The sequence below is a fragment of the Lederbergia sp. NSJ-179 genome, from assembly GCF_022867885.1.
Lineage (GTDB): Bacteria > Bacillota > Bacilli > Bacillales > Bacillaceae_C > Lederbergia.
In genome coordinates this window covers 1-15,311 of the sequence record NZ_JALIFP010000037.1, presented here as the reverse complement: position 1 = coordinate 15,311, position 15,311 = coordinate 1, and the positions used below count along the sequence as shown (strand labels likewise).

The window sequence follows — 15,311 nt, the reverse complement described above, 5'->3', positions numbered from 1 at the left end:
TGGTGTCGTTATCTATCTAGGATTAAGTTATTTCTTGAAAGCATTTTCGAGTTCCTCTATCAGTAATTTTGCTCCTTCAGGGCTAAGAACGAGTTTTCCACCTGCAAAGGTTTTATTTTCATCTGAAACCGTGCCTGTTATTTCACAGGACATACTTGGTTTATACTTTTTCAGGATAATACGGTCATGATCAACATAGATTTCGAGTGAGTCTCTAACATCAATATCTAAATTACGGCGGAGTTCAATTGGGATGACGATACGCCCAAGCTCATCCACTTTTCTGACAATACCTGTATATTTCATTTTCATTCCCCCTGAAAGGCTATAGATGAATTTACTAAAATCAGGACTTTTATACTTAACAACAGGTAAAAAACGTTACTTTTATCATACCAATTATCTTCCGAATAGTCAAATGGAAATAGGATGATTGAAAGAGGTGGATTTTCGAAAGTTGCAGAAAAAGCCATTTTCACGTATATTTTGAAGATAGAAAAGGTTAAGATGCAAAGGATAGCCTTGAAACAAAGTAGAATTTTGCTAGGAAAGTGATGGAGGCGACGGAATTGGAAGGAAGAGCAAACACTTTTTATATTACCACCCCTATTTATTACCCAAGTGGTCATTTACATATAGGTCATGCATACACAACTGTGGCTGGTGATGCAATGGCTCGTTATAAAAGGCTTCGTGGTTATGATGTAATGTATTTAACAGGGACAGATGAACATGGGCAAAAAATTCAGCGGAAAGCAAAGGAAATAGGCGTTTCACCACAGGAATATGTGGATGATATTGTCAAAGGGATAAAGGAGTTATGGGGAAAACTTGATATTTCTTTTGACGATTTTATTCGTACAACCGAAACACGTCATAAAAATGTCGTTGAAAAGATCTTTCAACAATTACTTGACCAAGGTGATATCTATCTTGATGTGTATGAAGGTTGGTATTGTACCCCTTGTGAATCCTTTTTCACAGAGCGTCAATTGGATCATGGAAATTGCCCAGATTGTGGACGACCAGTTGAAAAGGTAAAAGAAGAATCATATTTCTTTAAAATGAGCAAATATGTGGATCGACTTTTGGCGTATTATGAAAAAAAACCTCATTTTATCCAACCTGAATCACGAAAAAACGAAATGATAAATAATTTCATTAAACCAGGATTAGAAGATTTAGCTGTTTCTCGGACGACCTTTGATTGGGGTATCAAAGTGCCGGGCGATCCGAAACATGTGATCTATGTTTGGATTGATGCACTGACCAATTATATTACTGCGCTTGGTTATGGAACAGATGAGGACTTAAAATATCAGAAGTACTGGCCAGCAGATGTTCATCTTGTTGGAAAGGAAATTGTTCGTTTTCATACAATTTATTGGCCGATTATGTTGATGGCGCTTGATTTGCCATTGCCTAAGAAGGTCTTTGCGCATGGTTGGCTTTTGATGAAAGATGGAAAAATGTCGAAATCCAAAGGAAATGTCGTAGATCCTGTTACATTAATTGATCGATATGGATTAGATGCTCTTCGTTATTATTTATTAAGAGAAGTTCCTTTTGGTGCAGATGGCGTTTTTACACCAGAAGGCTTTGTGGAACGTATTAATTTTGATTTAGCAAATGACCTTGGTAATTTATTGAATCGAACCATTGCAATGATTAATAAATATTTCGATGGTGTTATTCCTAGTTATAAAGGTTCTGTTACCCCTTTTGATGACAGTCTACGAACGGTTAATGAAATAACCGTGCAAAAGTATGAAGAAGCGATGGAAAAAATGGAATTTTCGATTGCCTTATCCGCTGTCTGGCAATTAATTAGTCGGACCAATAAATATATAGATGAAACAGAACCTTGGTTACTTGCAAAAACAGAAGAGAAAAGAAATGAATTAGCCAGTGTAATGGTTCATTTAGTCGATACATTGAGAAGAGTCGCAATTTTACTGAAGCCTTTCTTAACGCAAACGCCTAAGAAAATATTTAGCCAGTTAAATATGACAGACGAGCTTGTCACCTCTTGGGACAGCTTGGCAGAATTTGGCCAAATACCTGAAGGGACAATGGTTGTAAAGAAAGGGGAGCCTATTTTTCCACGCTTAGATATGGAAGAGGAAATTAGCTATATTAAAACGAAGATGCAGGGAGATTCGGACCCAACGGATGAAAAGGAACAAGAGAAAGAAGAACCACACTTACCTGAGGTAACCATCGATGATTTTAAAAAGATTGAACTAAGAGTGGCTGAAGTGGTTGCCTGTGAACCGGTTAAAAAGGCAAATAAATTATTAAAACTTCAGCTTAACCTTGGATACGAGACTCGTCAGGTTGTTTCAGGGATTGCCGAACATTATCAACCAGAAGATCTAGTTGGACAAAAGGTGATTGTAGTGGCCAACCTTAAACCGGTAAAATTGCGAGGGGAATTATCACAAGGCATGATTTTAGCGGGGGAGAAAAATGGGAAATTGGCGCTTGTCTCAGTGGATCAGTCCCTTGAAAATGGCGCAATTGTAAACTAATTGTAATATTTTCTGGAACGGGAAATTTCCGAAACACAATAACATAGAGAGTTATAGGCGAAAAGCTACTTTTTTTGCTCTATCTCCCTATGTTCTTTTTTTGTAATGTAAATGTTAATTGCATGAGATAAATGTTATGAAATTTTGGAGTATACTCTATAAAGGAGTTTTAGTCATGTTATTTGATACACATTGTCATGTAAACGATGAACAATTTGGAGAAGATCTGGAAGCAACGATGGAGCGAGCCAAAACGGCTGGAGTTCAGTATATGGTTGTAGTGGGATTTGACCGCCCAACGATAGAAAAGGCGCTAAAGATTGTCGATTTTTATGATAATACGTATGCAAGCGTTGGTTGGCATCCTGTTGATGCGATTGATATGCAAGATGAAGATCTTGCTTGGCTTGAAGAACTTGCCACACATCCTAAGGTTGTAGCCCTTGGGGAAATGGGCTTGGACTATCATTGGGACAAATCACCAAAAGAAGTGCAAAAGGAAGTATTTCGCAAGCAAATTAGGTTGGCCAAAAAAGTGAACTTACCGATTATCATTCATAATCGGGAGGCAACTGAAGATGTTGTCACCATTTTAAGAGAAGAAAAAGCAGAGCAAGTGGGCGGAATTATGCATTGCTTTAGTGGAAGCCCTGAAATTGCGAAAAAATGTTTGGATATGAATTTTTATATTTCCCTCGGTGGGCCTGTCACATTTAAAAACGCCAAAAAACCAAAAGAAGTAGCCATTCAAGTACCAATGGATCGTTTATTGGTTGAAACGGATTGCCCGTATTTGGCCCCTCATCCTTACAGAGGGAAAAGAAATGAGCCTGCCTATGTAAAATTGGTGGCAGAGCAAATTGCAGAGTTAAAAGGCATAAGTTTACAAGAAGTTGCTCAACAAACAACCGCCAATGCCAAAAAATTATTCGGCATTGAATGATAAAATTTGATGCTAAAAACAATAGAGGCCTGCAGGACGCGGGCCAGAACGGTGAAGGCATGAGGACGTCGTCTATCTGTAAATCGGGCGCATAAAAAACATTTATTCTACAAACTTTGCCTCTTCCATAAAGGAAATTGTCGATAACTTTCTCTTTCATTTTCAAATCTATCTATGCATAATAGGTTTTACCCTTGGCAGAGAAAGAGGTTGACAATCATATTTCTTTATGTGTAAATTCTCGAAGAAGAAGGAGGAGTGTTTTGATGAACACCACACCTGAAAAAAGATCGTTTTTTTCATCAATGACACGAAAGAAATTAGGCGTTATGGTTGCTAGTTTCATAGTTTTTTCCGCTACTTTGAGTGTACTTACCTATGAAGGGACAAAGAAAACGGTGGCCCTTACGATAGACGGAGAACAAATGACAGTGAAAACTCATGCAAGCACAGTAGGGGATGTCTTAAACGAGCTGGAGATTCCGGTGAAGGATACAGATTACCTATCTCATACTCCTGATACGGCTGTAAAAAATCACTTAAATATTGTTTGGGAAAAGGCCCTGCAGGTTGCTGTAAAAATAGATGATGAGGAATCTGTACACTGGACAACGGCTAAAACTGTAAAGGATTTTCTGGATGAAGAAGAAATTGAAATCAATGATTATGATAAAATTGATTTCTCATTGCAAGATGCGATAAAAGATCGTTTAGTATTAAATATTGAACGTGCTTTTCCCCTTACCCTTCAAGATGGAGAGAAGGAAAAGAAGGTTTGGTCCACTTCGACTACGGTCGCTGACTTTTTAAAACAACAAGATATTAAACTAGGTGATTTGGATCGTGTTGAACCAAATCTGAAAGATGACGTGGAACCAAAGGCAACAGTCAAAGTGATTCGCGTTGAAAAGGTCACCGATGTAGTGGAAGAACCGATTGATTATGCCCTCGTCACGAAAAAGGACTCCAGCATGATGAAAGGAACTGAAAAAGTCATTCAAGAAGGAAAAGAGGGCCTACTGAAAAAAGAATATGAAGTCACAAAGGAAAATGGAAAAGAAGTAGACCGTGAACTTATTGCTGAAGAAACGGTTAATGATAGTCAAGATAAAGTGGTTGCTGTTGGAACCAAAGTGATGGTTGCCCAAGTATCGCGTGGGAAGACGCTAACAACAACAGCAAGCAAAAGCTCAAACTCAAGTTCAAACTCTTCCGGCGAGTCCTCTTCAGCTCCAGAAGGTGGTAACGAAATTACGATGAGCGCTACGGCTTATACAGCTAGTTGTAACGGTTGCTCAGGTGTTACAGCGACGGGGATCAATTTAAAAGCAAATCCTGGCTCGAAGGTTATTGCTGTAGATCCAAACGTCATACCCCTTGGATCAAAAGTATGGGTAGAAGGGTATGGATATGCGGTTGCTGGCGATACAGGCGGAGCTATTAAAGGAAATCGTATTGACGTATTTGTACCCAGCAAAGACCAAGCTTATCGTTTTGGAAGAAAAAATGTAAAAGTACGTGTCTTGAATTAAATAGTGAATGGAATGGGCAGAGGATGATATTCTCTGCTCTTTCTTTGTTCTTTTTACAAGATAGGAGCGGATAAAAGCTAGTGTTAGGATCTAGCTTCAGCCGATAGGCGGGCGCCTTGCGCTTTTCTTACAGGATAGGAAAGTATAAATTTTGGCTAATGTTGGATCTAGCTCCAGCGCCCAGCGACTAGCAAACTTTCGGTGCCTGCTTGCGTAAGTCAACATCGATTCACCCTTCGGGTTCATCGTGTTTCCTTTATCTCGTCAGGCCCCTAAAAAGTTTGTACGTCGCTAAACGGGCGCTTGCGCTTTTCTTAAAAGGAACGTTATAATTTATGAACAATGCGTATTCAAAAAGGACGACTACCTTTTGTCCCACTGGCATGATACAAAAGATAATCGTCAGGAAGATAGGGGAAAACTATCTCACTATATTAGACGTATGAAAATCAAAAATGTTTCACTTTTTTGGAGGAAAAATGAAAATAAAAGAAATTATTGTTGTGGAAGGTAAAGATGATACACGTGCCATTCATAAATCAGTCGATGCGGATACAATTGAAACAAATGGATCTGCGGTTTCCCAAGAGACGATTGAAAAGATCAAGCATGCTCAAAAGGTGAGAGGCGTAATTGTGCTCACAGATCCTGATTATCCGGGTGAGAAAATAAGAAAAATCATTTCTGAGCAGGTGCCGGGCTGTAAACATGCCTTTATTGATAAACAGAAGGCAATAGCCCATAATGGGAAGGGACTTGGCGTTGAGCATGCCTCTGTCGAAGTGATTCAAGAGGCATTAAAAGAGGCACAGCCAATGTTGGAGTCGCATCCAGAGATCATTACGAAAGATGATTTAATCGATGCTGGTTTAATTGGTGAACCGAAATCCAGAGAACGAAGAGAAAGAATGGGTCAATTATTAAAAATTGGCTATACAAATGGAAAACAACTGCATAAACGATTAAGGATGTTCCAAATTTCCAAACAGGAATTTGAATTAGCACTAGAAAAGATTTTGCAAGAGGAGTGTACATAATGCAAAAGGATATTGCTACTCCGATAAGGACGAAGGAAATTTTAAATAAGTATGGTTTTTTATTTAAAAAGAGTTTAGGTCAAAATTTTTTAATTGATCCCAATATTTTGCGTAATATTACGGATGCAGCAGGCTTAACGAAGACATCAGGAGCGATAGAAATTGGTCCGGGGATCGGGGCATTGACAGAGCATTTAGCCAAGTCTTGTCAAAAGGTGTTGGCCTTTGAAATAGATGGACGTCTTCTCCCTATTTTGGAAGATACCTTGTCTCCATATCCCAATGTAGAGATTCTACATCAAGATGTATTAAAGGCCGATTTAAAAGCTCTTATAACGGAAAAGCTTCATGATATACAAGATATTATGGTTGTTGCCAATCTTCCTTATTATGTGACAACGCCCATTATCATGAAGCTGTTGGAAGAACGTCTTCCTTTACGCGGCATGGTTGTCATGCTTCAAAAAGAAGTGGCTGATCGGATTGCGGCAGGACCCGGAACAAAGGAATATGGTTCTCTGTCGATTGCGATCCAATATTATACAATACCTGAAACAGTGATGATTGTCCCCAAAACAGTGTTCATGCCCCAACCGAATGTTGATTCTGCTGTTATTCGTTTACGAACGAGAGAGCGGCCAGTTGTTCAAGTTTTAAATGAGGTATTCTTTTTTGACATTATCCGTAAATCCTTTGCACAGAGACGGAAAACGCTTTTAAATAACTTGTCCAATGGATTTGGAAAGGAAAAAAAGGAATTAATCCTTGAGGTCTTACATAAAACAAATATTGACCCTAAAAGACGTGGTGAGACTCTTTCGATTGAGGAATTTGGAAAATTAAGTGATTGCTTATGGGTGTCTTTCAATCCCAAATCATGATTCGTGCTATGCACAGGGCATGCTCGCCATGCATAGCCTAATAGATAACGAATGCTTAATTTTGGAGTTGACGACTGTGGTAGAAGTCAATATGATTGTGGGCCGTCTATCTTATCGTTGTGATGTCTTATTTAGGCTGACGGAAATTATTGAGGTGAAAGGAAAAAAAATAGCTATTTTACGGGGGGAGGATTATCGGTTGATCGCAGATGCGCCGATCGAAGATCTTCTTCCCATTAGTGAAACGGACCGACAAAAAAGGTTTACAGCCGTGCGTTCACTTGAAAATCAATCATTGGAATTATTCCGTCAGGATTTAGATTTATTAATGCATGAACAGGAATTTAAAGCCACACAAGGATATCGGCAGGAATTTGAGTATTTTCAATTATCCGGACGGGTTTTACATCTTGATGGTGATCGCAGCTATTTGGAGAAATGCCTTAGTTTATATGAAAAATTAGGGGTAACTGTTTATGGTATTCATTGTCATGAAAAAGAAATGCCTTATCGCATAGGAGAATTATTGGATTATTATCGGCCAGATATCCTCGTCATTACCGGACATGATGCCTATTCAAAAACGAAAGGAAAAAAAATTGATTTAAATGCCTATCGACATTCGAAATTTTTTGTCGAAACAGTGAAAGAAGCGCGAAAAAAAGTACAAAATCTCGACCAATTAGTTATTTTTGCTGGGGCATGTCAATCTCATTTTGAATCGCTCATCCATGCTGGTGCAAACTTTGCTAGCTCACCGCAACGAGTCAATATTCATGCATTGGATCCAGTCTATATTGTCGCCAGAATTTGCTTCACTCCCTTTATGGAGAGAATTAATGTTTGGGATGTATTGCGCAATACATTAACAGGAGAAAAAGGTTTGGGAGGAATAGAAACCAAGGGTGTATTACGAACAGGAATGCCTTATAAACCGGTAGATGAATAAAACCCCTGAGAAATATAGAAAAGGCTAGCGAACAATTGGATCTACCCTGGCGCTAGCCTAGCTAGATCCCAAGTTTGCCTAATTTTCTTTTAAAGTGTGCGAAACAAGCGATACATAATATCAAAGAATGAGTCCATACTAATAAATGTAGGAAAATGGGCGATGTTGTAGAAAAAAAAGTATTGACAAATTTATGTGAAGACTGTTAAAATTAATGATTTATTTGACCATTTTTCCATCCTGTGTTATAATAAACATTAGTGAGGTGGAGCCAATGCCAAAAACATTAGCAAGCATTAAACGATCTCTTGATTCGAATTTAGGTAGGAGATTAATGTTAAAAGCCAATGGAGGCCGCAGAAAGACGATTGAACGTTCTGGGGTTTTGGCAGAAACTTATCCATCGGTTTTTGTCATCGAATTAGATCAAGAGGAAAATGCATTTGAACGTGTTTCCTATAGCTATGCAGATGTACTTACTGAAACAGTTGAACTAACATTTTTTGAGGATACAGCGGGAAATTTAGCACTAGGACAGCAGTAAACTAATACAGTTTACTGCTTTTGTGCGTTTTGCAGCGTTTTTCCACTTGTTTTTTGGGGGCACAGAAACGGGGGCGAAGGCTTAAAACGGTCACAATGAACATTTGGTTGTGAGCAAGAATGCGGCAGAAGTCTCAAAAAATGCACACACGCTTATACACCTCAAAAATTAATAAAATCATACATATTTTATGCGAAAGGATAAAATCCTTGCTTTCGCTTACACTAATAAGGCGGGTAAAGGAGGAGTTTGTTTTGGGTCGTAGAAGAGGGATCATGTCTGATCAGATGAAAGAAGAGTTGGCAAAAGAACTGGGGTTTTATGATGTTGTCCAAAAGGAAGGCTGGGGCGGAATAAAAGCCAGAGATGCAGGGAATATGGTTAAAAGAGCCATTGAAATTGCAGAACAACAACTTTCTAATAAACCTGATAACTCATGATATGAACCAACCTGGAAACAAAAATCAATTTCCCGCAGCCGGAGCCTTGTGCTTCGGCTTTTATTTTTATTTTATGAATCCTTTCTTTTCATGTTAAAATAAAGTGTATCTAGCGTCCTACGTTACAATTTGGTATCATTTATTTTATTCATAACGCTTAAAGGATGTTCAAAAAGTAAGGATCAAAGGTTACATTCGCGACAATCATCGCCACGCCTTTGTGACCTGCGTCCTGCAGGCCTCCTCTATAATATAAGCTTTGAATAAATAGACGGGAAAATAAGCAGGTGAATTGCATGCGACTGTTGGTAAAAGCACCAGCAAAAATTAATTTATCCCTTGATATTCTGGGTAAACGGCCAGATGGGTATCATGAAATAGAGATGGTGATGACAACCATTGATTTGGCTGATCGTTTAGAGTTAGTCCTTTTAGAAGAGGATCGAATCGAAGTCACTTCACAAAGTCGCTTTGTACCAGATGATCAAAGGAATTTGGCTTACCAAGCCGCAAACTTATTAAAACAAAAATATCAGATTCAACAGGGTGTCAAAATTTCGATTGATAAGATGATTCCTGTAGCTGCTGGATTAGCAGGTGGTAGTAGTGATGCAGCCGCCACTCTTAAAGGCCTGAATAAAATTTGGGGGCTCCATCTATCGACAGATGAATTAGCCAGGATAGGATCGGAAATTGGTTCAGATGTTTCCTTTTGTGTACACGGGGGAACAGCCCTTGCGCAGGGACGGGGCGAAAAAATTTCGCCACTGCCTGCACCTCCCAATTGTTGGGTAATTTTAGCCAAACCGGAAATAGGTGTGTCCACAGCAGAAATATATAAAAATGTGAATATGAATAAGATTACTCATCCAAACACAGAAGCCATGATTCAGGCTTTACTGGGACAGTCCTATGAGGGAATTTGCAATCATTTGGGAAATGCACTTGAGGAAGTAACATTGAATATGTATCCGGAAGTAGCGCTAATTAAAGAACAAATGGAAAAGTTTGGAGCCGATGCTGTATTAATGAGCGGAAGTGGTCCTACCGTTTTTGGACTCGTTCAGCATGACTCAAGGCTTCATCGGGTTTACAATGGCTTAAGGGGATTTTGTAGTCAAGTGTTTGCTGTGAGACTGTTAGGACATTAGTGACTAGATCGGGTATGTCTTGTTTATATCCGTACAATCATGTATATTAACTATATTAATATTCGCATTTCGATTGTACAGGAGGTTAAAGAATGAAATTCCGTCGTAGCGAGCGTCTTGTAGATATGACTTATTATTTAATGAATCACCCACGTGAACTTGTTTCATTAACTCATTTTTCTACTATTTACCAGTCTGCAAAATCTTCCATAAGTGAAGATTTAGTGATTATTAAAGAAACATTTGAAAATAGGGGGATTGGGACGCTTCAGACTGTTTCAGGGGCGGCAGGTGGAGTTAAATATATTCCAAAGGTTAATCAAAAGGAAGCAGAAGAATTTATTCAGCATTTATGTGAATTGATTGCAGATCCAGAGCGTTTACTCCCTGGAGGCTATCTATATATGACGGATTTATTAGGGGATTCGCAAATTTTAAATGAAGTGGGAAAATTGATGGCCTCGGCTGTATCTGATTTAAATATTGATGTTGTCATGACTGTCGCAACAAAAGGAATTCCAATTGCCCAGGCTGTTGCTCATCATTTAAACGTCCCTTTTGTTATTGTTCGAAGAGATAATAAGGTGACAGAGGGATCAACTGTTAGTATTAATTATGTTTCTGGATCTTCTAAACGGATTCAAATGATGTCATTATCAAAACGAAGCTTGAAAGAAGGTTCTCGCGTTTTAATTGTCGATGATTTTATGAAAGCAGGCGGAACCATAAATGGGATGGTTGAGCTGTTAAGAGAATTTCATGCAACGGTAGCAGGAATCGGTGTTTTAGTAGAATCTGAATATCAAGAAGAAAGATTGGTCAATGATTATATCTCCCTCGCCAAATTGACCAATGTTGATGTAAAAGAAAGAAAGATCACTGTGACAAAGGGCAATTATTTCTCAGACCAAGTTGATTTTTTATAGAGGATGTTCAAAAAGTCCGGTAAAAATGACACTGCGAATTTCTTCGTTGGCTTGCTTTTCCGCTGCTCAAAGCTAAGCCGCCTCGAACTTCTTGGTCCTTTTTATCCTCCTTTTTGAACACGCACTTATAGGAAGACAGGGTGGAAAAATTTTGCCTGTTTGATTATAAAAGCGTAATCTATTCTATAGTGATAATAGGAAAGGGAGTAAAGAAAATATGAAAATTATATCCACGAATCAAGCACCAGCAGCCATAGGTCCCTATTCACAAGGAGTAATCGTGAATCAGATGTTTTATAGTTCAGGACAAATTCCTTTGACTCCTGAAGGAGAAATTATTTCTGGTGGTGTCGTTGAACAAGCCCATCAAGTATTTCGCAATCTGCAAGCTGTGTTGGAAGAAGCAGGTGCCTCTTTTGAAACGGTTGTGAAAACAACGGTCTTCATTAAAAATATGGATGATTTTTCCACCATCAATGAGGTATATGGTAGCTATTTTTCAACCCATAAACCAGCCCGTTCTTGTGTAGAAGTAGCGAGACTACCAAAGGACGTATTACTAGAAATTGAAGTGATTGCCGCGGTGCAGTAAGTTCTATCCCTTTTTCTCCCTCTTTCCTTCTTTAATAACAAGTTTACAAATTTTAAAAAAATTTATGATATAAAGAAGGAGATTTACAAATTATGTGGAATACATATTTATGTCGATCTTGGGAGAAGAAGGTGGTGAGCACAATGGAAGTAACCGATGTGAGATTACGCCGCGTGAACACAGAAGGTAGAATGAGAGCGATTGCATCCATCACTCTTGATGAAGAATTTGTTGTACATGACATACGTGTCATTGACGGTAACAACGGGTTATTTGTGGCAATGCCAAGCAAACGCACTCCAGATGGAGAATTTCGCGATATTGCTCATCCAATCAATTCGAACACTCGCAGCAAAATCCAGGATGCTGTTTTGGCCGAATACCATCGTTTAGGAGGAGTAGGAGAGCCGGAATTGGAAGAAGCTGGCGCATCTTAAACGGATAAATTTTGATTGGGGGACCCTGCTTTCAAGCAAGTAGGGTCTTTTTTTGTTGCGCCTAGCATAGGTTGTGATGGAAGTTCCCCGTCATTCAAACAGGATCAAACATTTTTCCAATTTTGCCCTCTCTCTATTGATCCCTTTCTTATTTTTCCGATGAAGTTTATACTAAACATATTGTCTCATCTTTTTACAGGAAATCAGTAGATTTCTTGAAAAAAAACAATAGATAAGATATATTCATTAATGGAAAAAGGTTATTGGAGGGCCGTATATGGCGAATAAATTTGCTGTTATTCTTGCAGCGGGACTCGGAACCCGTATGAAATCAAAATTTTATAAAGTACTTCATCCAGTTTGCGGGAAACCGATGGTAGAACATATCATTCATAATATTACTAAGCTTCAAGTCAGTAAAACCATAACGGTTGTTGGACATGGAGCAGAACAGGTTAAGGCACAGTTAAAAGATAGAAGCGAGTTTGTTATCCAAGAAAAACAACTAGGGACAGCCCATGCTGTCATGCAAGCCAAAGCATTATTAAAAGGGAAAAATGGGACGACTTTTGTGATATGTGGGGATACTCCTCTTATTAGTACGGAAACTCTAGAGGCTTTATATGAAGACCATTTGCAAAAACAGGCAAAAGCAACCATTTTAACAGCCTATGCCGAAAACCCCACTGGCTATGGCCGAGTGATACGTAATGCAGCGGGTCATGTTGAAAAAATTGTGGAACATAAAGATGCCAGTGAAGAAGAGAAAAAGGTTAAGGAAATCAATACAGGGATGTACTGTTTTGATAATCTTGCATTATTTGAGGCACTTGAAGAAGTCTCCAATGAAAATTCCCAAGGTGAATATTACTTAACAGATGTCATAGAAATTTTGAAAGCCAAGAATGATACAGTTACAGCTTTTCAAACAGATAATTTCAGTGAAACAATAGGAATCAATGACCGTATTGCTCTTGCGCAGGCGGAAAAGATTATGAGAGCAAAAATCAACGAAAGACATATGGCAAATGGTGTGACAATCATCGATCCTGATAATACGTATATTGATACAGATGTGGAAATTGGAATGGATACGATTATTTATCCAGGATCTTTCCTTAAAGGAAAGACGATCATTGGAGATGATTGTCATATTGGTCCACATAGTGAATTAGAAAATGCTGTGGTAGGGTCAGAAACAAACATCCGCCAATCGGTTGTTCATGATAGTTCGATTGGCTCACGCGTTAATATTGGGCCTTACGCCCATATTCGACCACAATCAACCATTCATGATGAAGTAAAAATCGGCAACTTTGTGGAGCTTAAAAAAGTCGATTTTGGTCAGGGAAGCAAAGCCTCTCATTTAAGCTATATTGGGGATGCAGAGGTTGGATCTAATGTCAATTTGGGTTGTGGATCCATTACAGTCAATTATGACGGAAAACATAAAGCACAAACGAAAATTGAGGATGATGTTTTTGTTGGCTGTAATTCTAATCTTGTAGCCCCTGTAACCATTAAAAAGAATTCCTATATTGCAGCAGGTTCAACGATTACGGAAGATGTACCTGAAAAGGCTCTATCGATTGCACGCGCCCGGCAGATAAATAAAGAAGACTATGTCAAGAAACTAAATTTGGATAAATAATTGGAGGCTTAAAATGTCAAATCAATATCTTGACCCAAGTTTGAAAATCTTTTCGTTGAATTCGAATCGTGCTTTAGCACAGGAAATTGCCAGTATTGTTGGGTCAGAACTGGGGAAATGTTCGGTAAATAATTTTAGTGACGGCGAAATTCAGATTAATATTGAAGAGAGTATTCGTGGTTGTGATGTGTATGTTGTACAATCGACAAGTTCCCCTGTCAATCATAACTTGATGGAGCTTTTAATTATGATTGACGCATTAAAGCGAGCTTCCGCTAAAACGATTAATATTGTATTACCTTACTATGGTTATGCTAGACAAGACCGAAAAGCAAGAGCACGTGAGCCAATTACAGCCAAATTAGTTGCAAATTTGATTGAAACAGCAGGAGCAACCCGTCTGATTACCCTTGATTTACATGCACCGCAAATTCAAGGTTTTTTCGATATTCCGATCGATCATTTAATGGGTGTCCCCATCTTAGGTGACTACTTTAAAGCAAAAAATTATTCAAAAGATGAGATTGTGATTGTTTCTCCTGATCATGGTGGTGTGACACGGGCTAGGAAACTTGCGGATCGCCTAAAAGCACCGATTGCCATTATTGATAAACGTCGCCCGCGTCCAAATGTCGCAGAAATAATGAATATTGTCGGAAATGTAGATGGAAAGGTCGCAATCTTAATCGATGATATTATTGATACGGCTGGCACAATCACATTAGCTGCAAAGGCGCTAGCTGAAAACGGGGCAAAAGAAGTATATGCTTGTTGTACCCATCCTGTGCTCTCAGGTCCAGCTATTGAAAGAATTGAGAACTCCAATATTAAGGAATTGGTGATCACGAATTCGATTGCCCTACCAGAGGAAAAGAAAATTGATAAGATAAAGGAACTTTCTGTTGCTACTTTGTTAAGTGAAGCGATTATTCGAGTACATGAAAATCTTTCTGTTAGTACATTGTTTGATTGATTGTATAAAATTAATTTAAGAAAGGATGAAAATCTCATTTGATGATTTTCATCCTTTATTTGTCTACTGTTATTTATAACACTTAAAAAATAGTTGACATTGAAAATGGATTCAGGAATACTAATTATAAATGACAAAGCATCTATAAAAATGACCGAAATGATCAATCATCTGGGTGGAGACTAATGAGACAACCCTAATTGAACGAAAAGGTAGCCAGATTATTGAGCTGATCCTTTATTCAATTAGGCTTTTTTGTATGCTTTGAGGTAAAAATGTAAGGGGAGCGGATGCGGATGAAACATTATCAATATTATTTCTTTGATCTTGATGGGACTTTGCTTATGGGGGAAAAATTAATTCCACATGCACAGGAATTGATTGAAGAATTATATGGGCAAGAAAAGCAAGTATTTTTCAAAGGTAAGAAAGCATAAAAATTGTCTATTGTTTGGATCTAGCTCCAGCGCCCAGCGACTAGCAAACTTTCGGTGCCTGCTTGCGTAAGTCAACATCGATTCACCCTTCGGGTTCATCGTGTTTCCTTTATCTCGTCAGGCCCCTAAAAAGTTTGTACGTCGCTAAACGGGCGCCTTGCGCTTTTCTTAAAAGGTAAGAAAGTATAAAAATTGGCTAGCGTTGAGAGCCAGCTCCAGCGCCTCAATTATAGGTGTTACTATTGGATTTATTTTTTCTTTTTTAATTTTAAATGTCTTTACATATG

Annotated in this window: 16 protein-coding genes; 15 read left to right on the top strand and 1 reads right to left on the bottom strand. The window is 38.5% G+C overall.

From position 1 onward, the window contains the following. Nucleotides 1-27: 27 nt before the first annotated feature. Nucleotides 28-306, bottom strand: a complete 279-nt coding sequence (locus MUB24_RS18970) for an AbrB/MazE/SpoVT family DNA-binding domain-containing protein (RefSeq protein ID WP_280517071.1) — start codon at nt 304-306, stop codon at nt 28-30. 263 nt (nt 307-569) lie between these two features. Between MUB24_RS18970 and metG the strand changes: the two genes are divergently transcribed. The 15 genes from metG to MUB24_RS18895 all read left to right on the top strand — a co-directional run bounded on the left by metG (nt 570) and on the right by MUB24_RS18895 (nt 15,024). Beyond that, the gene (gene metG / locus MUB24_RS18965) at nt 570-2,531 is read left to right on the top strand and encodes a methionine--tRNA ligase (protein WP_244706874.1); all 1,962 of its coding nucleotides are present in this window, start codon (nt 570-572) and stop codon (nt 2,529-2,531) included. Nucleotides 2,532-2,706: 175 nt separating this feature from the next. Further along, the gene (locus tag MUB24_RS18960) at nt 2,707-3,474 is read left to right on the top strand and encodes a TatD family hydrolase (RefSeq protein WP_244706872.1); all 768 of its coding nucleotides are present in this window, start codon (nt 2,707-2,709) and stop codon (nt 3,472-3,474) included. Nucleotides 3,475-3,740: 266 nt separating this feature from the next. Next, a complete protein-coding gene (locus MUB24_RS18955) occupies nt 3,741-5,006 on the top strand; it encodes a resuscitation-promoting factor (RefSeq protein ID WP_244706871.1) in 1,266 nt (421 codons plus the stop codon). Between the two features lie 479 nt (nt 5,007-5,485). After that, complete coding sequence (gene rnmV, locus MUB24_RS18950; RefSeq protein WP_244706868.1) at nt 5,486-6,043, top strand: ribonuclease M5; 558 nt, start codon at nt 5,486-5,488, stop codon at nt 6,041-6,043. After that, nucleotides 6,043-6,924, top strand: coding sequence for a 16S rRNA (adenine(1518)-N(6)/adenine(1519)-N(6))-dimethyltransferase RsmA (rsmA, locus tag MUB24_RS18945; RefSeq protein ID WP_244706866.1), 882 nt, complete (start codon nt 6,043-6,045; stop codon nt 6,922-6,924). The genes rnmV and rsmA overlap by 1 nt, the downstream gene beginning before the upstream one ends. Before the next feature lie 91 nt (nt 6,925-7,015). Further along, nucleotides 7,016-7,873 (top strand): sporulation peptidase YabG, encoded by an 858-nt coding sequence (gene yabG, locus MUB24_RS18940; RefSeq protein WP_244706923.1) that lies wholly within the window; start codon nt 7,016-7,018, stop codon nt 7,871-7,873. A 274-nt stretch (nt 7,874-8,147) separates the two neighbouring features. Further along, nucleotides 8,148-8,417 carry a biofilm formation stimulator Veg gene (veg, locus tag MUB24_RS18935; protein WP_244706864.1) on the top strand — a complete coding sequence of 90 codons (270 nt, stop codon included), beginning with the start codon at nt 8,148-8,150 and terminating at the stop codon, nt 8,415-8,417. Nucleotides 8,418-8,671: 254 nt separating this feature from the next. Then, nucleotides 8,672-8,857, top strand: coding sequence for a small, acid-soluble spore protein, alpha/beta type (locus MUB24_RS18930; protein ID WP_244706863.1), 186 nt, complete (start codon nt 8,672-8,674; stop codon nt 8,855-8,857). Nucleotides 8,858-9,153: 296 nt separating this feature from the next. Beyond that, nucleotides 9,154-10,008 (top strand): 4-(cytidine 5'-diphospho)-2-C-methyl-D-erythritol kinase, encoded by an 855-nt coding sequence (gene ispE, locus MUB24_RS18925; RefSeq protein WP_244706861.1) that lies wholly within the window; start codon nt 9,154-9,156, stop codon nt 10,006-10,008. Between the two features lie 92 nt (nt 10,009-10,100). Then, the gene (purR, locus tag MUB24_RS18920; RefSeq protein WP_244706859.1) at nt 10,101-10,934 is read left to right on the top strand and encodes a pur operon repressor; all 834 of its coding nucleotides are present in this window, start codon (nt 10,101-10,103) and stop codon (nt 10,932-10,934) included. A gap of 217 nt (nt 10,935-11,151) precedes the next feature. Beyond that, complete coding sequence (locus tag MUB24_RS18915) at nt 11,152-11,526, top strand: RidA family protein (protein ID WP_244706857.1); 375 nt, start codon at nt 11,152-11,154, stop codon at nt 11,524-11,526. Nucleotides 11,527-11,669: 143 nt separating this feature from the next. After that, complete coding sequence (gene spoVG, locus MUB24_RS18910) at nt 11,670-11,963, top strand: septation regulator SpoVG (RefSeq protein ID WP_244706855.1); 294 nt, start codon at nt 11,670-11,672, stop codon at nt 11,961-11,963. A gap of 277 nt (nt 11,964-12,240) precedes the next feature. Beyond that, on the top strand, nt 12,241-13,614 hold the full coding sequence (glmU, locus tag MUB24_RS18905) for a bifunctional UDP-N-acetylglucosamine diphosphorylase/glucosamine-1-phosphate N-acetyltransferase GlmU (RefSeq protein WP_244706853.1): 1,374 nt from the start codon (nt 12,241-12,243) through the stop codon (nt 13,612-13,614). A gap of 13 nt (nt 13,615-13,627) precedes the next feature. Next, nucleotides 13,628-14,587: a ribose-phosphate diphosphokinase gene (locus MUB24_RS18900; RefSeq protein ID WP_244706851.1), complete on the top strand. Its 960-nt coding sequence runs from the start codon at nt 13,628-13,630 to the stop codon at nt 14,585-14,587. Nucleotides 14,588-14,883: 296 nt separating this feature from the next. Next, nucleotides 14,884-15,024 carry a hypothetical protein gene (locus MUB24_RS18895; protein ID WP_244706849.1) on the top strand — a complete coding sequence of 47 codons (141 nt, stop codon included), beginning with the start codon at nt 14,884-14,886 and terminating at the stop codon, nt 15,022-15,024. Nucleotides 15,025-15,311: the final 287 nt, after the last annotated feature.

Excerpts from the sequence above, each read along its gene's own strand:
- MUB24_RS18970 (WP_280517071.1), bottom strand. The coding sequence starts at position 306 with ATGAAATATACAGGTATTGTCAGAAAAGTGGATGAGCTTGGGCGTATC.
- MUB24_RS18960 (WP_244706872.1), top strand. The coding sequence starts at position 2,707 with ATGTTATTTGATACACATTGTCATGTAAACGATGAACAATTTGGAGAA.
- MUB24_RS18955 (WP_244706871.1), top strand. The coding sequence starts at position 3,741 with ATGAACACCACACCTGAAAAAAGATCGTTTTTTTCATCAATGACACGA.
- rnmV (WP_244706868.1), top strand. The coding sequence starts at position 5,486 with ATGAAAATAAAAGAAATTATTGTTGTGGAAGGTAAAGATGATACACGT.
- rsmA (WP_244706866.1), top strand. The coding sequence starts at position 6,043 with ATGCAAAAGGATATTGCTACTCCGATAAGGACGAAGGAAATTTTAAAT.
- yabG (WP_244706923.1), top strand. The coding sequence starts at position 7,016 with ATGATTGTGGGCCGTCTATCTTATCGTTGTGATGTCTTATTTAGGCTG.
- veg (WP_244706864.1), top strand. The coding sequence starts at position 8,148 with ATGCCAAAAACATTAGCAAGCATTAAACGATCTCTTGATTCGAATTTA.
- ispE (WP_244706861.1), top strand. The coding sequence starts at position 9,154 with ATGCGACTGTTGGTAAAAGCACCAGCAAAAATTAATTTATCCCTTGAT.
- purR (WP_244706859.1), top strand. The coding sequence starts at position 10,101 with ATGAAATTCCGTCGTAGCGAGCGTCTTGTAGATATGACTTATTATTTA.
- MUB24_RS18915 (WP_244706857.1), top strand. The coding sequence starts at position 11,152 with ATGAAAATTATATCCACGAATCAAGCACCAGCAGCCATAGGTCCCTAT.
- spoVG (WP_244706855.1), top strand. The coding sequence starts at position 11,670 with ATGGAAGTAACCGATGTGAGATTACGCCGCGTGAACACAGAAGGTAGA.
- glmU (WP_244706853.1), top strand. The coding sequence starts at position 12,241 with ATGGCGAATAAATTTGCTGTTATTCTTGCAGCGGGACTCGGAACCCGT.
- MUB24_RS18900 (WP_244706851.1), top strand. The coding sequence starts at position 13,628 with ATGTCAAATCAATATCTTGACCCAAGTTTGAAAATCTTTTCGTTGAAT.
- MUB24_RS18895 (WP_244706849.1), top strand. The coding sequence starts at position 14,884 with ATGAAACATTATCAATATTATTTCTTTGATCTTGATGGGACTTTGCTT.